The sequence below is a fragment of the Mangrovimonas spongiae genome, from assembly GCF_003944795.1.
Lineage (GTDB): Bacteria > Bacteroidota > Bacteroidia > Flavobacteriales > Flavobacteriaceae > Mangrovimonas > Mangrovimonas spongiae.
This window is the reverse complement of record NZ_RWBG01000001.1, coordinates 513,720-533,294: the sequence shown is the minus strand read 5'-3', so window position 1 is coordinate 533,294 and position 19,575 is coordinate 513,720. Positions and strand designations below refer to the sequence as shown.

General features: G+C 35.2%; 17 protein-coding genes. 9 read left to right on the top strand and 8 right to left on the bottom strand.

All coding sequences use genetic code 11. The features are described 5' to 3' along the window. The first annotated feature begins 59 nt into the window (after positions 1–59). A complete protein-coding gene (locus tag EJA19_RS02455; protein WP_125466753.1) occupies positions 60–2,150 on the top strand; it encodes a S46 family peptidase in 2,091 nt (696 codons plus the stop codon). Between the two features lie 56 nt (positions 2,151–2,206). Here EJA19_RS02455 and EJA19_RS12795 read toward each other — a convergent pair whose 3' ends face one another. From EJA19_RS12795 to EJA19_RS02430, 6 genes are all read right to left on the bottom strand, one after another. Then, entirely contained in the window at positions 2,207–2,722 is a 516-nt protein-coding gene (locus EJA19_RS12795) for a MutS-related protein (protein ID WP_317124820.1), read from the bottom strand. A 6-nt stretch (positions 2,723–2,728) separates the two neighbouring features. After that, positions 2,729–3,976 carry a DNA mismatch repair protein MutS gene (locus EJA19_RS02450; RefSeq protein ID WP_317124818.1) on the bottom strand — a complete coding sequence of 416 codons (1,248 nt, stop codon included), beginning with the start codon at positions 3,974–3,976 and terminating at the stop codon, positions 2,729–2,731. A gap of 85 nt (positions 3,977–4,061) precedes the next feature. Continuing rightward, complete coding sequence (locus tag EJA19_RS02445) at positions 4,062–4,808, bottom strand: succinate dehydrogenase/fumarate reductase iron-sulfur subunit (protein ID WP_125466752.1); 747 nt, start codon at positions 4,806–4,808, stop codon at positions 4,062–4,064. An 8-nt stretch (positions 4,809–4,816) separates the two neighbouring features. Beyond that, complete coding sequence (locus tag EJA19_RS02440) at positions 4,817–6,829, bottom strand: fumarate reductase/succinate dehydrogenase flavoprotein subunit (protein WP_125466751.1); 2,013 nt, start codon at positions 6,827–6,829, stop codon at positions 4,817–4,819. A gap of 12 nt (positions 6,830–6,841) precedes the next feature. After that, positions 6,842–7,516 (bottom strand): succinate dehydrogenase cytochrome b subunit, encoded by a 675-nt coding sequence (locus EJA19_RS02435; RefSeq protein ID WP_125466750.1) that lies wholly within the window; start codon positions 7,514–7,516, stop codon positions 6,842–6,844. A 104-nt stretch (positions 7,517–7,620) separates the two neighbouring features. After that, positions 7,621–8,490: a hypothetical protein gene (locus EJA19_RS02430; RefSeq protein ID WP_125466749.1), complete on the bottom strand. Its 870-nt coding sequence runs from the start codon at positions 8,488–8,490 to the stop codon at positions 7,621–7,623. A 120-nt stretch (positions 8,491–8,610) separates the two neighbouring features. Here EJA19_RS02430 and EJA19_RS02425 point away from each other — a divergent pair, with 120 nt between their 5' ends. Beyond that, on the top strand, positions 8,611–9,903 hold the full coding sequence (locus EJA19_RS02425; RefSeq protein ID WP_125466748.1) for an aminopeptidase P family protein: 1,293 nt from the start codon (positions 8,611–8,613) through the stop codon (positions 9,901–9,903). Positions 9,904–9,954: 51 nt separating this feature from the next. Here the strand turns inward: EJA19_RS02425 and EJA19_RS02420 are convergent, their stop codons facing one another. Beyond that, positions 9,955–11,277, bottom strand: coding sequence for an aspartate kinase (locus EJA19_RS02420; RefSeq protein WP_125466747.1), 1,323 nt, complete (start codon positions 11,275–11,277; stop codon positions 9,955–9,957). Positions 11,278–11,383: 106 nt separating this feature from the next. On the opposite strand from EJA19_RS02420, the gene EJA19_RS02415 reads away from it, so the two are divergent. From EJA19_RS02415 to EJA19_RS02405, 3 genes are all read left to right on the top strand, one after another. Continuing rightward, positions 11,384–12,040 (top strand): hypothetical protein, encoded by a 657-nt coding sequence (locus EJA19_RS02415; RefSeq protein WP_125466746.1) that lies wholly within the window; start codon positions 11,384–11,386, stop codon positions 12,038–12,040. A gap of 8 nt (positions 12,041–12,048) precedes the next feature. Continuing rightward, positions 12,049–12,822: an alpha/beta fold hydrolase gene (locus tag EJA19_RS02410; protein WP_125466745.1), complete on the top strand. Its 774-nt coding sequence runs from the start codon at positions 12,049–12,051 to the stop codon at positions 12,820–12,822. 66 nt (positions 12,823–12,888) lie between these two features. Then, positions 12,889–13,122, top strand: a complete 234-nt coding sequence (locus EJA19_RS02405) for a hypothetical protein (RefSeq protein ID WP_170160045.1) — start codon at positions 12,889–12,891, stop codon at positions 13,120–13,122. 341 nt (positions 13,123–13,463) lie between these two features. On the opposite strand, the gene thiL is transcribed toward EJA19_RS02405, so the two are convergent. Further along, positions 13,464–14,510: a thiamine-phosphate kinase gene (gene thiL / locus EJA19_RS02395; protein ID WP_125466742.1), complete on the bottom strand. Its 1,047-nt coding sequence runs from the start codon at positions 14,508–14,510 to the stop codon at positions 13,464–13,466. Between the two features lie 134 nt (positions 14,511–14,644). On the opposite strand from thiL, the gene EJA19_RS02390 reads away from it, so the two are divergent. Genes EJA19_RS02390 through EJA19_RS02375 form a run of 4 tightly spaced genes read left to right on the top strand, consistent with a single transcriptional unit; the run spans position 14,645 to position 19,575 of the window. Next, the gene (locus EJA19_RS02390; RefSeq protein ID WP_125466741.1) at positions 14,645–16,093 is read left to right on the top strand and encodes a choice-of-anchor B family protein; all 1,449 of its coding nucleotides are present in this window, start codon (positions 14,645–14,647) and stop codon (positions 16,091–16,093) included. Between the two features lie 4 nt (positions 16,094–16,097). After that, positions 16,098–17,447, top strand: coding sequence for a choice-of-anchor B family protein (locus EJA19_RS02385; RefSeq protein ID WP_240640190.1), 1,350 nt, complete (start codon positions 16,098–16,100; stop codon positions 17,445–17,447). Positions 17,448–17,450: 3 nt separating this feature from the next. Then, positions 17,451–18,797 carry a hypothetical protein gene (locus EJA19_RS02380; RefSeq protein WP_125466740.1) on the top strand — a complete coding sequence of 449 codons (1,347 nt, stop codon included), beginning with the start codon at positions 17,451–17,453 and terminating at the stop codon, positions 18,795–18,797. Between the two features lie 7 nt (positions 18,798–18,804). Next, on the top strand, positions 18,805–19,575 hold the full coding sequence (locus EJA19_RS02375) for an MbnP family protein (protein WP_125466739.1): 771 nt from the start codon (positions 18,805–18,807) through the stop codon (positions 19,573–19,575).

Below are 19,575 nucleotides of genomic sequence, written 5' to 3'. Positions count from 1 at the left end.
TTTTTTATCATAAGAACTCGTATCTTTGGGAAATTCAATTTTTCAATCAACATAAAACAATGAAATACTTAAAACTTCTCGCATTATTTTTATGCTTTCAGGTTTCGGCCCAACAAGGTGGCATGTGGATTCCTTCACTTTTAAAAGGCATGAATGAAACCGAAATGACAAACCTAGGTAGTAAACTTACCGCTCAAGATATTTATGATGTTAACAATTCTAGCCTTAAAGATGCTATTGCACATTTTAATGGAGGTTGTACTAGCGAGGTTATTTCTCCAAATGGATTACTATTAACCAATCATCATTGTGGATTTGGTCAAATACAATCACATTCGTCATTAGAAAACGACTACCTAAAAGATGGCTTTTGGGCTATGAATTACAATGAAGAACTTCCTAACGAAGGCCTTTTTGTAGAGTTTATTGTAAGAATAGAAGATGTTACACAACAGGTACTTTCCGGCATTACTAATGCTATGGATGAAAAGACAAAGCAGTCTACTATCGATAAAAATAGTAATGCATTACAGGCACAAGTTAACAAAGAAACATGGCAGGATGTAAAAGTAAAATCGTTTTACAAAGGCAACCAATATTTTCTATTTGTTACCGAGCGTTATGAAGACGTTCGCTTAGTAGGCGCCCCGCCTAGTAGCATTGGAAAGTTTGGTAGCGATACCGATAATTGGGTATTTCCAAGACATACAGGCGATTTTTCGTTATTTAGAATTTACGCCGATAAAAATAATCGCCCTGCTAAATACAGTAAAGACAATGTCCCTTACAAACCAAAACACTTTTTACCAGTCTCGTTAGATGGTGTTGAAGAAAACGACTTCACCATGGTATTTGGTTTTCCAGGAACCACCAACGAATATCTGCCAGCAGTTGCTATAGAACATATTACAAAAGAATTTAACCCAAGTAATATTGCCATTCGTGAAGCCGCATTAAAAGTTATTGATGCGAATATGAAAGCGAGTGATGACATTAGAATTAAATATGCTTCTAAACAGGCCAGAATAGCCAATGCATGGAAAAAGTGGATAGGCGAAAATCTAGGTATCGAAAAAAGTCAAGCTATTGCTAATAGAAAAGCCTTTGAAGAACGCTTTAAAAAAGCGCTAAAAGACAAAAAACTGGAAGATGCCTACGGAAACATTCTTCCTGAATTTGATAAACGCTATAAAGATTTTGCCGATATCAATATTAAACGTCGAAACTTTATCGAGGTCTTTTTAGTTACTAACGAGCTAATGCAAATGACTTTTAGAGCGTATCAATTTGAAGAAGCCCTAACCAACAGACCCGAAGTGTTAGATCGTGCTAAAGCATCTATAGAAAACACTTTAAAAGGCATTCATAAAAACTACAATGTTTCTGTTGATAAAGGTGTTTACGAAGCCGTGATGCCTTTGTATAAAAAGAACAATGTAGACCCAACTATTTACGACAAAACTGCTTTTACAAAGCTAGATAGTGCCTTAAAGTTATTTGAAGGTTCTGCTGAAACGATTATTGAAAAATTAAACAACGATGCCGCTTATGTTTACGCTAAACCTCTTATTGCAGCATTTTTTAACGACATAAACCCTGAATATACCGAGAAAAACCAAGCAATTTCTGCACTGCAAACCCAATACATGACAGCCTTAATGAAAGCCTTACCAGACGAACGTTATTTTCCTGATGCTAATGGAACTTTACGAGTTACTTATGGCCAAGTAAAGGGATATTCTCCTAGAGATGCTGTATACTACAACCATGTTAGTTATTTAGATGGTGTTATGGAAAAATATGTTCCTGGTGATTATGAATTTGATGTGCCGCAGAAATTAATCGATTTATACAATGCTAAAGACTATGGAAATTATGCTGACACCAATGGTAAAATGCCTGTATGCTTTATTGGTACAAACCATACTACTGGTGGAAACTCTGGAAGTCCAACAATTGATGCCGAAGGTAATTTAATAGGTTTAAATTTTGACCGTGTTTGGGAAGGTACTATGAGCGACATGAATTATGACCCAGAAATTTGCAGAAATATTATGGTAGATATTCGTTATGTCTTATTTATTATAGACAAATATGCTGGTGCGAAACATCTTGTCGATGAAATGTCACTTGTACATCCTAAAAAATAAGATAATGGTTTACTCTATTAATAAAGGCCTCATAAATTTATGAGGCTTTTTTATTTTTAAACTATCTCCATTTTCTTTAACAGAAAGCTCGCGTTCATATTTTGGCAGACGCCTTTTTTAAGTTTGTAATCAAAATAAAGCTCATCGTTTTTTATTTCGGCATCAAAAAAGTAGTTTTTTACCTGTTCTAGACTCGCTTCAATTTTAGTTAAACTTAAATCGTGAGTGGCTATAATTCCAGTAGCTTGGCTAGACACTAATTTTTCAACAAATTTCTGAGACCCAATAGCTTTATCGGTGCTATTTGTTCCTTTTAAAATCTCATCGAGAATAATAAAATAGGATTCGGTTTTAATAGCTTCCACAATAAATTTTAATCGGGTTAATTCTGAAAAGAAATAACTACTATCGTCGGTTAACGAATCGCTTGTCCGCATACTTGTAATAAGTTTTATTGGGCTATATTCACTTTTTTGTGCACAAACAGGTAATCCTACATTTGCCATGACAATGTGTAAGGAAACGGTTCGTAAAAACGTACTTTTTCCAGCCATATTAGCTCCGGTGACAATAAAAAACTATTCATTATCTATATTTAAGTCGCTATCCACACGTTTATCGGCTTGTAATAACGGATGCCCTAATTGTTTTGCTTTAATACAAACATGGCTATCCACCAATTCAGGAAACACGAACCTTGGATGGTTAAAAGCATAATTTCCTAAGGAGTTATAGGCATCGAAAAAAGTCACCACTTCAAACCAATCGGCAACTGTTTTATTATATGTTGCTATCCATTGTTCGATTTTATAACTGTTTTTTAAATCGGTTAAAAACAAACCATTGCCAAAAATGGCACCTATTAAATTATTTCTATTATCTAAAGCATCTAAATACTTTGAAAAGTGCTTAAATATAATGGATGCTTTTTTATGGTCGCTCTGTATTTTTTGTTGTTTTTCTTGTAATAATTCTGATGAAAACGAGGTGCTTTCAATTTGCTTTAAAAGTTGCGAATACTGCTTAAAAGTGTCCTTAGCTTTATCTGTTTGCGAAGAAAGAACATTTATTTTTTTTACATAAGCTCCAGTAATAAACAAACCCAATAACAGCCAATATCCTAAAATAGAAACGTCTAGTGTTTTAAAGAGGAATAAGACAAAAAATAGAACAGATATCCCGCTAAACATCATTGGTAACCACCGTATTATTTTAGGTAAAAACTGCTTGTGCTGTGTTAACCATTTAATAATATTTTTTGCAGAAACCTCAACATGAATTAAAGATGCTGTAGCTGAATATAATTGGCGCCACTCAGGTTTTGAGCTTAGCTCCTGTATTGCTTCTTGTTTTAATTTAATATTAGTAATGTTATTAGCCTTTAAAAGGTTTGCTAAAGCGGTTTTACCTTCAGTAATGGCCGTTCTATTAATAAACTGAAAGAACGACCCGTTTCCAAATAAATCAATATCTAAACTGTAAAAATGTTTAGAGTCTTGAAATTCAGCACCTTTGTCTCTATGGTGAAATTCTCCTGAAGCAATTCTTAATTCTTCTTCATTTATTTTAACTAAAGCCTTATTTAAGTCGCGTTCCCGTTTAGCATCGGTATATTTTGATAATGTGATTAAAAAAGCCGCAATACCCACAACACTAATGGCTGCTGTAATTTGCCAATTAGTATAGGTAAAATAAATGCCTATTACTGTTAATACAAATACGGCTAATCTAATAAAGCTTAAACCTACTAAGTGTTTATTAAAACGATTAACCTGCAGCTTAAATGTATCTAATTGTGTTTTATAAAAACGGATTGGCTGTGGCATACTTAATTTATTGAATTGTAAAGAAACAAAAAATCCCAACAAGACGTTGGGACTTTTATTATTGTGTAGGTTTATAAACCCTAATCTATCCTTTAAAAGAGGCTTTTAAGTACTCACGATTCATACGTGCAATGTTTTCTAAAGAAATTCCTTTAGGACATTCTACTTCACAAGCACCTGTGTTAGTACAGTTACCAAATCCTTCTTCATCCATTTGTTTAACCATGTTCATAACACGGTCTGTAGCTTCTACTTGTCCTTGAGGCAATAACGCAAATTGCGATACTTTTGCTCCTACAAATAGCATTGCAGAAGAATTTTTACAACTAGCAACGCATGCACCACATCCTATACAGGTAGCTGCATCAAAAGCGTCGTCTGCATCGTGTTTGTTTACTGGAATTGAATTCGCATCAATAGTATTTCCAGAAGTGTTTACCGAAACAAACCCTCCAGCATGTTGTATACGATCGAAAGCACTTCTATCTACCACTAAATCTTTTACAACAGGAAATGCAGCTGCCCTAAATGGTTCGATATAAATGGTATCGCCATCGTTAAACATACGCATGTGTAATTGGCAGGTTGTAACACCACGATCTGGTCCATGTGCTTCACCATTAATGTAAAGCGAACACATACCACAAATACCTTCACGGCAATCGTGATCGAATGCTACAGGTTCTTCCCCTTTATTAATTAACTCCTCATTTAAAACGTCTAACATTTCAAGGAAAGACATATCTGGTTCTATCCCACTTATTGGATAGTCAACCATTTTTCCTTTATCGTTAGCGTTTTTTTGACGCCATATTTTCAACGTTAAATTCATAGTCTTCCTTATTTATAACTTCTTTGTTTTAATTCTATATTTTCAAATACGAGATTTTCCTTGTGTAATAGGGCTTCTTTGGGTTCTCCTTTGTATTCCCATGCAGCCACATATTTAAAGTTTTCATCGTCACGCTTAGCTTCACCTTTTTGCTCACCACTTTCTTCTACAGATTCCTCGCGGTAGTGTCCACCACAAGATTCGTTTCTGTGTAAAGCATCTTTAGCAAATAACTCACCTAACTCAAGGAAATCGGCTACACGACCTGCTTTAGCCAATTCTTCATTAAATTCATCGGCTGTTCCAGGAACTTTTACATCTTTCCAGAATTCTTCACGTAATGCTGCTATTTCTTCTATAGCTTCAGATAAACCTTTAGCATTACGAGACATGCCTACTTTATTCCACATAATTTTACCTAACTTCTTGTGGAAATAGTCTACAGAATGTGTTCCGTTATTATTAATTAGAGATTCTATACGGTCACGAACATTTTTTTCAGCTTGTTCAAACTCTGGTAACTCTGTTGAAATTGGTCCAGTACGGATATCGTTAGATAAATAATCTCCAATAGTATATGGTAATACAAAGTATCCATCGGCTAATCCTTGCATTAAAGCCGAAGCTCCTAAACGGTTAGCGCCATGATCGGAGAAGTTAGCTTCACCAATTGCATACAATCCTGGAACGGTTGTCATTAAATTATAATCTACCCAAATACCGCCCATAGTGTAATGCACTGCTGGGTAAATCATCATTGGGGTTTCGTATGGGTTTTGGTCAACAATTTTTTCATACATCTGGAATAAGTTTCCATACTTATTCTTAATCACTTCTTGACCTAGTTTTTTAACTAAAGCCGCATCATTTTCGTTTAATCCTTTAACGTGCGCTTGCTCTTTACCGTAACGTTGAATTGCCGAGGCAAAATCTAAGTAAACAGCTTCACCTGTTTTATTTACACCGTAGCCGGCATCGCAACGCTCTTTAGCAGCACGAGAAGCCACATCGCGTGGCACTAAGTTACCAAAAGCTGGATAACGACGCTCTAAATAATAATCTCTATTTTCTTCAGCAATTTCGGTTGGTTTTAACTTACCTTCTCGAATTGCTTTAACATCTTCCATATGTTTTGGCACCCAAATACGGCCATCGTTTCGTAACGACTCAGACATCAATGTTAATTTAGATTGATGATCTCCAGATACTGGAATACAAGTTGGGTGAATTTGTGTGTAACATGGATTAGCAAAATAAGCTCCACGTTTATGAGCTTTCCAAGCTGCAGTTACATTGCTTCCCATCGCATTAGTGGATAAGAAAAATACATTCCCATAACCTCCAGTTCCTAAAACAACAGCGTGAGCTGAGTGTCTTTCAATTTCTCCTGTTACTAAATTACGTGCAATAATACCTCGCGCTTTGCCATCTACAACAACCACATCTAACATTTCGTGGCGGTTGTACATTTTAATCTTACCTCGACCAATTTGTCGGTTCATGGCAGAATACGCTCCTAGTAGTAACTGTTGCCCTGTTTGACCTTTGGCGTAGAAAGTACGAGATACTAAAACCCCACCAAAAGAACGGTTATCTAATAACCCACCATACTCACGAGCAAAAGGAACACCTTGTGCTACACATTGGTCGATAATATTTGCTGATACTTCGGCTAAACGATATACATTGGCTTCACGCGAGCGATAATCGCCACCTTTTACTGTATCGTAAAATAAACGGTAATCAGAATCGCCATCACCTTGATAGTTCTTGGCAGCGTTTATACCACCTTGAGCAGCAATAGAGTGTGCGCGACGCGGCGAGTCTTGAAAACAGAATGCTTTTACATTATAGCCAAGCTCTGCTAAAGTTGCAGCAGCAGAACCACCAGCTAAACCAGTTCCCACAACAATTACATCTATTAAACGCTTGTTAGCTGGATTTACTAAGTTAATATTGTTTTTATGATTAGTCCATTTATCAGCTAAAGGACCTTTTGGTATTTTTGAATCTAAAGCCATGTTAGATGTATTTTAATGATTAAAATGGTGAACTAATGCAATAATGATAAACCCTAAAGGAATAACAATAGCATATGCTTTTCCAAATCCTTTTAATGCCCTTGTGTATTTATTGTTTGCTCCAACCGATTGAAAGGCCGACATAAATCCATGCAATAAATGCAATGCTAAAAACACAAACCCTAAACAATATAGCGCCACACGCCATAATGGTTGGAATTTATGCACAAGCTCTTCGTAGTATCTGTACTCACCACTTGGCAACAACCCAGACATATCGCCTTGGATATATTTAGTATTGATTTCCGGAATCCAGAAATCGATAAAGTGAATAACCAAGAAAATTAAAATGAATAACCCGCTGTAAATCATATTACGGCTCATCCATGATGAATTGGCAGCACCATTGTTTTTTGCATACTTAATTTGTCTAGCACCTTTGTTTCTTATCTCCAGAATAAATCCCATTACAAAGTGAAAAACGACACCAAAAATCAATACAGGTTGCATAATGTATTGAATTAACCAATTGGTTCCCATAAAGTGAGACAGATTGTTAAAAGCGTCTGCACTAATTATAGATGAAAAATTGATAATAAAGTGTTGTAACAAGAAAATCATTAGGAAGAGGGCCGAAAGTGCCATGGCAAATTTTCTTCCTATCGAAGAATTTAGAATTCCGCTCATTGTTGAAGTTTAATTTTTTATCCAAACAAAGATACACTACATCTAAATTTTAGACAAAAACTCAAACGTTATAATTAGGTATTTAGAATGATTTTAAACAGAAATTACTCTGAAACCATTGGAATAAGCCCCCGAAGTCCCATATCCACAACTTGCTCTCCTGCACTTGGCTCGTATTTACCATCGGCATTAACCTCTGTCCATTCAAAACTATTATTTATTGAAAATGACAAGACAACTTCAACATCTTGTGTTTCTTCACCTGTTATGGTAAACCCATTTTCAAACGCACCAGTTACCACACAAGATCCTTGAGGAATAGGTGACGAATCGAATAATGGATTAGGAACTGTCGTTGCTCCAGCAGGCGCTTGACCTTGCGTAGCAAATCCTTCGGCTTCAAAAGCCCAGAAGCCTTGTAATCTATTTCCATTTACATCTATACTTTGCCCGTTTAGGTCGAACGTAGTAATGTAAGTATTATACCCAACAAAGCTTGCTAAAGTTCCGGTATAATCAACACCATCTAAAAGAAAGTCGATATCCCCTTCTTGATAGGCCAAAGATACACGAACCCATTCGTATGTTCCCACAGAAACTTGGTTTAACGGCAAGGTTAAAAACACCTCATTATTTCCAGCAAATCGTGCGTTTTGAAAATTAATCGCTCTGTCACCTCCAGCTGTTGTTTCCGAACCATTAAAAATAATTTCACCTTCTCCTAAGGGTGTAAATGCACCTGGAGCTAATTCAATATAATTTGCACTCATTCTTGAAATAGTTGGTGATTGCGCGGCGTTACCATCTGGTATAGTGGCTGGTTCGCCAATATTATTTAAGCGTTCCTGACTAGGATCAAACTGTAACTTTATAACTAAATTAGGTGTATTAGGTTGCTGCGTATCATCGTTATCTTCGCTACAAGACATGACAATTAAAAAAGTTAAAAAGCAAATTTTAAATAGATGTTTCATGATTTGAGGTTTAGTTTAATAACCAAATTTGTTAAAAAATATTGCATTAATAAAGTTTTAACAAGCTTATTTTATTAGAATTATTGGATTGAGTACCTTTGGAAAAATTCAATTTTTAATATGAAATACTTACCTATAGACAGCAAATTATTTATTAAAAACCGTAAAAACTTCATGGCTAAAATGAAACCTAATAGTTTAGCTGTTTTTAATAGTAATGATATTTATCCTATTGGTGCCGACAGTACCATACCTTTCCAACAAGATCGCAATATTTTTTATTTAAGTGGTGTTGATCAAGAAGAAAGCATTTTGTTATTATTTCCTGATTGTCCAAACCCTAAGCATCGTGAAATTTTATTTCTAACTGAAACAAACGATCATATTGCTGTTTGGGAAGGCGAAAAACTAACCAAAGATAAAGCTTTTGAAACGGCTGGGATAAAAACCGTGTATTGGCTTCAAGATTTCGATAAAGTTTTTAGAGAAGTCATGGCACAATGCAACACCGTTTATATTAACACTAACGAACATTACCGAGCTAATATAGAAACACAAACTCGCGAAGACCGTTTTAATAAATGGTTAAGAGAGAAGTTTCCAGCGCACAGTGTAGAGAAAAGCAACCCTATATTACAACGCCTTCGTTCTGTAAAAGATCAGATAGAGCTTGATATTATGCAACAAGCCTGTAGAATTACCGAAAAAGGCTTTAAACGTGTGTTGAATTTTGTAAAACCTGGTGTTTCAGAATTTGAAATTGAAGCCGAATACATGCACGAGTTTTTAAGAAATCGCTCTCGCGGTTTTGCTTACACGCCTATTGTGGCCTCTGGGAATAATGCTAATGTGTTACACTATATAGAAAACAATCAACCGTGTAAAGATGGCGACTTAATTTTAATGGACGTTGGCGCAGAATACGCCAATTACTCTAGTGATATGACTAGAACGATTCCTGCTTCTGGAAAGTTCTCTAAACGCCAAAAAGAGGTTTACAACGCTGTAAACCGTGTTAAAGATGAAGCCACAAAAATGCTTGTTCCAGGAACTATTTGGGCCGATTACCACGTTGAAGTTGGTAAATTAATGACTTCAGAATTATTAGACTTAGGCTTATTGGATAAAGCTGACGTGCAAAACGAAAATCCCGATTGGCCAGCTTACAAAAAGTACTTCATGCATGGTACCAGTCATCATATTGGTTTGGACACGCATGATTACGGTATTTTAACCGAGCCTATGACAGCTAATATGGTATTTACCGTAGAACCTGGTATTTATATTCCAGATGAAGGTTTTGGTATTCGTTTGGAAGACGATGTTGTTATTCAAGAAACAGGCGAACCATTTAATCTTATGCGCGACATTCCTATTGAAGCCGATGAGATTGAAGATATTATGAATTCCTAAAAAATAAAAAGGCCGGTTAAACCCGGCCTTTTCTGATTTAATTAAAAAAACCTATACCATTTCCATTTCAAACACATAACGATTTAGTTTCCTTAAGGTTTCTACTTTATCGCTTGTATTAATTAGTAATGATATATTATTGTTACTACCACCATAGGCAATCATTCTTACATTAACATCTTGTAATATTTGAAATAATTTTGGCGTATCTGGATGAAACACAATATTATTTCCTACTAAACAGACAATAGTTCTGTATGCATCTACCTCAACCATAGCAAACTGCTCTAATTCTTGAATTATTTCCTTTAAATAGTTAGTATTATCTATGGTTAAAGACACAGCAATTTCCGAGGTTGTAATCATATCAATCGCCGTTTCATATTTCTCAAAAACTTCAAAAACGCGTTTTAAAAATCCGTGCGCCAACAGCATTCTTGCCGATTTAATTTTTATGGCTGTAATACCATCCTTTGCCGCTATAGCTTTAATACCTTCACCATGAATGGAATTTGTTATTACTGTTCCATGAGCATTTGGTGCCATCGTATTTTTTAATCGCAACGGAATGTTCTGCTCTCTAATAGGCATTACGGTTTGTGGATGCAGAATTTTTGCACCAAAATATGCTAGCTCTGCCGCTTCATCAAACGATAGGTTTGAAATAGCCTGTGTATCGTTTACAAATCTTGGATCGTTATTATGAAACCCATCTATATCGGTCCAAATTTGTACTTCTTCAGCGTTAATAGCAGCACCAATAATACTTGCCGTGTAATCACTTCCGCCACGTTGTAAGTTTGCAATACACCCATCGGCATCTAAACAAATAAACCCTTGTGTAATGTAAATATCGGCTTGGGGAAGTTCGTTTATAATTCTGGATAAATTCTGTTTGATGTAAAAATTATCGGGCTCGTTAGATTTGTCGATTCTCATAAAATCTAAAGCCGAAATCAATTGCGCATTAACACCTTCTTGTTGTAAAAATCTACTGAACAAAAACGTAGACAATAACTCGCCTTGAGACACCATACGGTTGTGCAATAATTGGGAAAAAGGCTGATGTACAAATTCATTAAGCGTATTAAATACAGATTGGATATAAGCTTCGGCCTCTTTATACAATGTTTTGTTTGAGAGCAAATCATCTAAAACATCAACATAAGTAATGTACAACGCATCTAATAATCGAATAGCCTCTTTGGTTTTTGCTTGTTTAATAGTATCAGAAATAGCTACCAAAGCATTTGTTGTTCCAGACATTGCCGAGAGCACAACTATTTTTTTCGTACCATCATTTATAATGCCCTTTACATTAGTCATATTTTGCACTGAACCAACCGACGTTCCTCCAAACTTTAAAACTTGCATATTAGATTTTTTATTTATGTGAACAAAACTAACGTAGAGCAGCTTTTTAAAAATAAAATTGAAAAAATTAAACTAAATTTGCACACTTAGTTAAATAATTAACAATATGAAAACTATTGCAGCATGTGTTGAAGAACTCTTAGTTGCTCAACCATTTTTAGAAGAAGCTTTATCACGGAACATTATAAACTATTCGGCATTAGCTGAGGAGCTATCAAAACCTGTAAGCGACATGCTAAGAAAACCTGTAAAAACAGGTGCTATAATGATGGCTTTGCGTCGTTACAACCCACCTAAAGATTTGGGCAGTTCACCACGGTTAAAGCGAGTTATTAAAAGCTTAGGAGACATCACGGTTAGATCTAACTTAAGCGATTTTACATTTCAAAACTCAAATACATTAATAGAAAGTCATTCAAAAATATTAGGGCAAATCAACTTAAACGCCAATGTATTTTATGCCTTTACAAGAGGCATTTTAGAGAGCAATATTATTGTATCAAGCTCGCAAAAACAGCATGTTCTAGAGCACTTTAAAAATGAAAAGCAAAAAGGTGTAAAAGAAAACCTTTCGGCAATAAGCATTAGTTTACCAGAAAACAACTCAAAAGTTACAGGTTTGTACTATCAAATTTTTAAACGTTTAGCTTGGGAAGGCATCGCGCTTTATGAAGTGGTGTCAACCACGAATGAATTTACTGTTTTGGTTGAAGACGATTTGGTTGACAAAGCATTTTCGGTAATAAAAAAGTTAAAACAGTAATATAACACATGGTTATAAAACACAAAAACATAAACATTAATTATAGCCATATAGGTAATGGAGAAGCCGTAGTGCTACTTCATGGTTTTTTAGAAAACTTATCTATGTGGGATAATTTAGTCTCAGACCTTGAAAGCTCTTATCAAGTTATTACCATTGATTTACTAGGGCATGGTAAAACAGATTGCTTAGGCTACATACATACCATGGAAGATATGGCCGAGGCCGTAAATGCAGTTTTAAATGAATTAAACATTCAAAAGGCTCATTTTATTGGGCACTCTATGGGTGGTTATGTTGCTTTAGCATTACTTGAAAAAATCCCTAACAAAGCGTTAAGTGTTTGTTTGTTAAACTCGACATCGGAAGCAGATAGTAAAGACAGGCAAGCTAATAGAGATCGCGCTATTAAAGCGGTAAAACAAAACCATAAAGCGTTTATTAGCATGGCTATCTCTAATTTATTTGCTAAAAACAACAGAGAGAGGCTATCTTCTGAAATAGAAACCGTAAAACAAGAAGCCTTAAAAACGCCACTTCAAGGTATTATTGCTGCACTAGAAGGTATGAAAATTAGACCAAATAGAACCGTTTTTTTCAAATCTTTACATTGCAAAAAAATGATTATTTACGGATTAAAAGACACGGTTTTAGACGCAAGTAGTATTAAAAACCTCTTTCATTCTACTAACATTAAATTACATGAATTCCCTGATGGACACATGAGTCATATAGAAAATACGAAAGAATTATCTTACTTAATTATGCGTTTCATCGAATAAAACACCAATTTTAACTGTTATTATATGATTTTTTTCTAAGTTTAGAATCCCCAAATCTTTTATATTATGAAAAAATCTACTAACCAAAATGCCTTTAAAATTATTTGCGATATTATTGGTCACAAGTATGTTGTTAGCAAACAAGTCACCTCTCATGTTAAGGAGTACACCTGCAAATGTTGTAAAAAGCAACTAACGACTAATAGCAATGGTGACTTAACTGAATTAACACCTACATTTAAAGAAATAAATTCCATTCTTGAAGACATCTACACAAGAAGAATGGTACGTATAAAATAACAGCAATTACACTAATTTATAAAATCTTAACACTAAAGGTTTTATCACTTCAATTATTTTTTTAAGTTAGTGGTTCATTAATAATTGAATTGTCAAACCTTAAAAAAACAGTCATCTTGAAAAATCTCTATTGCAGATTGTTCAAACATAAATTTGTAGTAAAAAAGTATGTAACCGCATCGGTAAAAGAATACAGATGCATACACTGCAACAAACAAGTTACCACAAGCGACAGAGGGCATTTAACCCCTCTTACCAAAAAACGCCAAGAAATAAATAAAGATTTAGAACGCTTGTATAAAACTCGTACTAAAAGAAGGCAAGAAACTTGCTATTCTTAATTAATTCTCTAAAGAATTCCACCCTTGTGCTTTTAATGGAATAGCTTGTTCTGCACGCGTAATTAAGTGCATGCCTTGGCTTTTATCCTTTACAAAACCTATAACTGTTACATTAGGATTACCTTTAATTTTAGGAAAATCTTCTTGACTTATTGTAAACAATAATTCGTAATCTTCTCCACCATTTAGAGCAACCGTAGTACTATCTATATTAAATTCTTCACAGGTAGAAATAACTTGCGGATCTAATGGGATTTTGTTTTCGTATAACTCGATACCAACATCGCTTTGTTTGCATAAATGAATAATCTCCGATGATAAACCATCGCTAATATCAATCATAGACGTTGGTTTAACCTCTAATTCCTTCAATAACGTAACAATATCCTTTCTAGCTTCTGGCTTTAACTGTCGTTCAACAATATAAGTGTAAGGTTCTAAATCTGGTTGATTTTGCGGATTAACTTTAAACACTTCTTTCTCACGTTCCAATACTTGCAATCCCATGTAAGCACCACCTAAATCTCCAGTAACAACTAATAAATCGTTTGGCTTAGCACCATTTCTATAAACAATACTCTCTGTATCAACGTCACCTAAAGCTGTAATTGATATAATTAATCCTGAAGTAGACGATGTTGTATCGCCACCAACCAAATCGACACCATAAACCTCAGCGGCAGTTTGAATTCCAGAATACAATTCTTCTAGTGCTTCTAAAGGAAAACGGTTAGAAACTGCTATAGAAACTGTAATTTGTGTTGCCGTAGCATTCATCGCATAAACATCAGATAAATTAACCATAACAGATTTATAGCCAAGATGTTTTAATGGCATATAACTTAAATCGAAATGCACTTGCTCAACAAGCATATCTGTGGTTACAACTACTTTTTTATCAGAAAAATCTAAAACAGCAGCATCGTCACCAATGCCTTTTACCGTAGATTCTTTAGATATTTTAAAGTGCTTTGTTAAGTGGTCTATAAGACCAAATTCGCCTAATTCCGAAAGTGGTGTTCTTTCTTGGTTTTTATCTTCAATCATAATGCAAAAATAATCGCTTTCATTGAAATAGCCTTATAACTCATAAAATCTTTAATTTTAACGGTTCAAAAACACACAATTCCCCTATTTTCATGTAATTTTGTTTGTCATTTTTAATTTTTTAACAAAAAAACGTGAAAAAAACTTTACCCTTAATCTACGCTCTTTTTATAACAACCCTTCTTTTTTCGCAAACACCTTGCAATAACGGTTTTGCAGGAGCATACCCCTGTAACGATTACGATTTACTTGCCAACATACCAGTATCGGTATTAGCAAACACACAAGGTAACCCGGAAGGTAGTGATATTTGGGGATGGACAGACCCAACAAACGGAAAAGAATACGCCATTATAGCCATGACAAACAGCACAGCTTTTGTAGATATTTCAAGCCCTATAAATCCAATTTTCCTTGGCCGTTTAGATACTGCCGCAGGAACGAGTTATTGGCGCGATGTAAAAGTATATAATAATCATGCCTTTATAGTAGCCGATCTTGTTGGCAACCACGGTATGCAAGTTTTTGATTTAACTAGACTTAGAAATGTAACCTCTCCACCTGTAACATTTACTGCCGATGCACATTATACAGAGTTTGGAAGCGCACACAATATTGTTATCAACGAAGATACTGGATATGCCTATATTGTTGGAACAAGTAGAAGTGGTCCTTATGCTGGCGGCCCTGCATTTATTGATATTTCCAACCCGACCAACCCTACTAATGCTGGCGGCTATGCCAATGATGGTTACTCCCACGATGCACAAGTAGTCACATATAACGGCCCAGACACCGAACACATAGGAAAAGAAATTTATATTGGTAGCAATGAGTCTGAAGTTTTAATACTTGATGTCACAGACAAAAATAACGTTGTAAAGCTTTCAGAAATCACCTACCCACAAATTGGATACACACACCAAGGTTGGTTTACAGATGACCAAAGATACTTTATATTAGGTGATGAAACAGACGAACAAGGATATGGCTTTAACACTAGAACACTAGTTTTTGATTTTAACGATTTAGACAACCCTATTCTTTCATCTACCTACTACGGCTCTACACCTGCGATTGATCATAATGGATACGTTTTGGGTGATAAATTTTTTATAGCAAATTACAGAGCTGGATTACGTGTTTTAGATATTACTAACATATCGGCGGCAACAGATGCTATGGAAGAAATTGGTTATTTCGATACGCATCCTGAAAGTAATGGTACAGCGTTTAATGGTGCATGGAGTGTTTACCCTTATTTTTCTAGTGGAAATATTATCATTAGTGATATTGAAAGAGGGTTATTTGTTGTTAGAAAAAGTGGCACATTAAACACTAGTACTTTTAAAACTAAAGAAACAATCACTTTGTTACCTAACCCAGCAATAAATCAAACTAAAATTAGCTCTAAAGAAGGGATAATTCAATCTATTAAAGTGTACAACACATTAGGAAAAGTTGTCTTTAAATCAAACAATATCAACCTTAAATCTTTCGTTTTACCTACAAAAAAACTTACAACAGGTTTGTATTTAGTTAAAATAAATAATACAACCATAAAAAAACTAATTATCAAATAACCTTATGATTATTAAAAAAAGTATTATAAAAACACTATTAATAACACTTAGTTTTAGTGTTATGTTATCTTGTGACAACGAACCTGTGGCTGAAATTGCAGTAATCGACACAGATAACGATGGCGTTCCAGATAGTGAAGATAATTGCCCACAAGTAGCCAATGCAAATCAAGCCGACTCTAACGAAAATGGTATTGGCGATGCATGCGAAGGCAATACACCGCAGCCACTTGCAGAGTGTATTGATGGAATGGCAGACATTTACCCTTGCGAAGGCTACGATCTTATTGGTTACATGTCTTTAGATGAACTAGCCGAACCTAATGCCGAAGGCAATGATTGTTGGGGATGGACAGACCCCGTAACAGGAAAAGAATATGCGTTAGTATGTTCTACTCAAGGAACAGCTTTTGTAGATATTTCCAACCCAACACAACCACAACTTATAGGAAAACTCGCTAGTGCCAATCCAGGAAATAATGGCAATATTTGGCGTGATGTTAAAGTGTATAATAATCACGCTTTTATTGTAAGTGAAGCCACTGGGCATGGTATGCAAGTTTTCGACCTTACAAGACTAAGAAACATAACACAACCCCAAGACTTTACAGCCGATACTCATTTTACCGATTTTGGTAGTGCGCACAACATTGTAATCAACGAAAACTCTGGTTATGCCTACATTGTTGGCACTTCAAGAAGTGGCACCTATGGCGGCGGACCGCTTTTTATTAACATTCAAACCCCACTATCACCAATTAGCGAAGGTGGGCTACATGACTATTCTCACGATGCACAAGTTATCACCTACAATGGTCCAGATAATGATTATCTAGGAGAAGAGATTTTAATAGGAAGTAATGAAGATGAAATTGTTATTGCCAATGTTAGCGATAAAAGCAACCCTACAATCATTTCAACCATAACCTACAATAATATTGGCTATGTACACCAAGGATGGTTTACCGAAAATATGGAATACTTTATTTTAGGCGACGAACTAGATGAACAATATTACGGCAACAATACAAGAACTTTGGTTTTTGATGTGTCAGATTTAGACAACCCATCTTTTCATTTAGATTATTCAGGCCCAACACCTGCTATAGATCATAATGGCTATGTAAAAGGCAATAACTTTTTCCTAGCAAATTATAGTGCTGGTGTTCGATTTATTGATGTATCTAACCTTGCTTCAGGTTCCATGACCGAATCTGGATATTTCGATACTTACCCAGAAAGTAATACGGCTAATTTTCAAGGCGCTTGGAGTGTTTACCCTTATTTTTCTAGCGGTAACATTATTGTAAGTGATATTGATAGAGGCTTGTTTATAATTAGAAGTCAGAATTAAAATATGTTTAAAAAAACAAAACATACAACACTAATAATATTACTTTTCTGCGCCACTTTTAGTATGTACAATTGCTCTAAAGGTGACGACTCCAATCCACTAAACATTGTCACTAGAGACATTGTTAGCATAAACACATTTGGTGGAAGTTTAAACGATGCCGCAACATCTATTACAAATACGCAAGATGGCGGTTATGCTATTCTAGGTTACACACAAAGTATGGATGGCGACATTTCAGACAAAAACAATGAAAGTTTTGATTTTTGGGTATTAAAATTTAATAGCGAAAACACTTTACTTTGGAGTAAAACCTTTGGCGGTACTGGAAATGACAGAGGAAATTCAATTATTGAAACCCCAGATGGATCTCTAGCCGTTTTAGGGTTTAGTGATAGTAACGATCAAGATGTCACCAATAACCATGGACTAAAAGATTATTGGCTAGCAAAACTATCTCCTAACGGGAATTTATTATGGCAACAGTCTTTTGGTTATGCCGGAATAGATACTGGATATTCTGTTATTCCAACATCGGATAACGGCTTTCTTATTTCTGGCGTGTTAGATGTTACTGCTTCTAACGGCGAAGGTAATTCTAGAACAAATGCCAGACATGCTGGCGGTGATTATTGGGCATTAAAACTTGATGCTTCTGGAAACTTAGAATGGAGTCGTTATTATGGCGGATTTTTCACCGACACACCTTATGGCGTAACCGAAACAAATGATGGCGGTTTTATAATAGTAGGCTCATCGGATAGCGACGATGTAGACATATCCAATAATATAGGGACTTACGATTTTTGGATCGTTAAAACCTCTAGCACAGGAGACATTGTTTGGGAAAAAAACTTTGGTGGTACCGAAATTGACGAAGCACGTGCCATTACCCAATCAAACGACGGTAATTACTTAATTGTTGGAGATACTAGAAGTGACAATGAAGATGTCAGTACAAACTATGGCTTGGCAGATTTATGGCTTATAAAAATAACACCTGAAGGCGATTTATTATGGCAAAAGTCGTTTGGTGGAAGCGGTTTCGATGTTGGACGCTCTATTTCTAAAACTCAAAACAATAACTTTGTCATATCTGGTAGCTCTAGAAGTATAGATGGTAATCTAACAAATAACAACGGGCAAAACGATGCTTGGGTTTTTGAAGTAAACAACAAAGGCAACTTATTATGGCAAAAAACTGTTGGTGGCTCACAAATAGACTTTTTTTACAATGCCGTTCAAATTAATAACGGTAATATTATAACTGTTGGCGAATCTAACAGTTTAGATTTTGATATCATTGAAAACAAAGGGTTTACCGACCTTTTAATAACAGTTTTAAAATAACTTGAAAATGAAAAAAATAGCTTTAATCCTCATTTTAGGAATGCTTACTTTCTCTTGTACTGAAGATAATGACGATAAACTAGGCAGCAACAACATTAATGTTACTCCCACATTTACCTTTACGCAAAATTGGGATGACACAGCAATTTCTCCTTCCGATATTGAAAACACGCAATACACCAATGCTAATGGAGAAGTACTAACTATTACACGACTTAGATATTTGCTGTCTCATTTTGAGCTATTAGACGAAAACGGCAACACAACACCTTTACAAGGCTATCAGCTTATCGATTTATCTGATGCTGAAACATATAATTTTATTCCCACAAGTGCTGTTACACCAGGAAATTACACTTTAAAATTTGTTTACGGATTTAACGAAGCAGATAATATTGATGGTGCCTATACCGATTTAAATTCGGCATCTTGGAATTGGCCAGAAATGTTAGGTGGCGGTTATCATTTCCTACAATTTGACGGGCAATACAACGTTAATACTACAACGCCAATGCCTTTTAATTATCATAATGGTATGGCAATGGTAAGCGAAGACAATTTTGAACAAAACTTTGTTGCTTTTGAATTTCCGACAGAAATACCTATTTCTGAAACCACAACAATTGAAATTCAATTTAATCTTGCCGAACTATTTAAAAACCCTAACTTATGGGATTTAAATACTTACAACACATCTTTAATGCCTAATTACGAGGCTCAAAAAATGATGCAAGAAAACATCGCTTCCGCATTCACATTAGGAGAAATTACACAATAA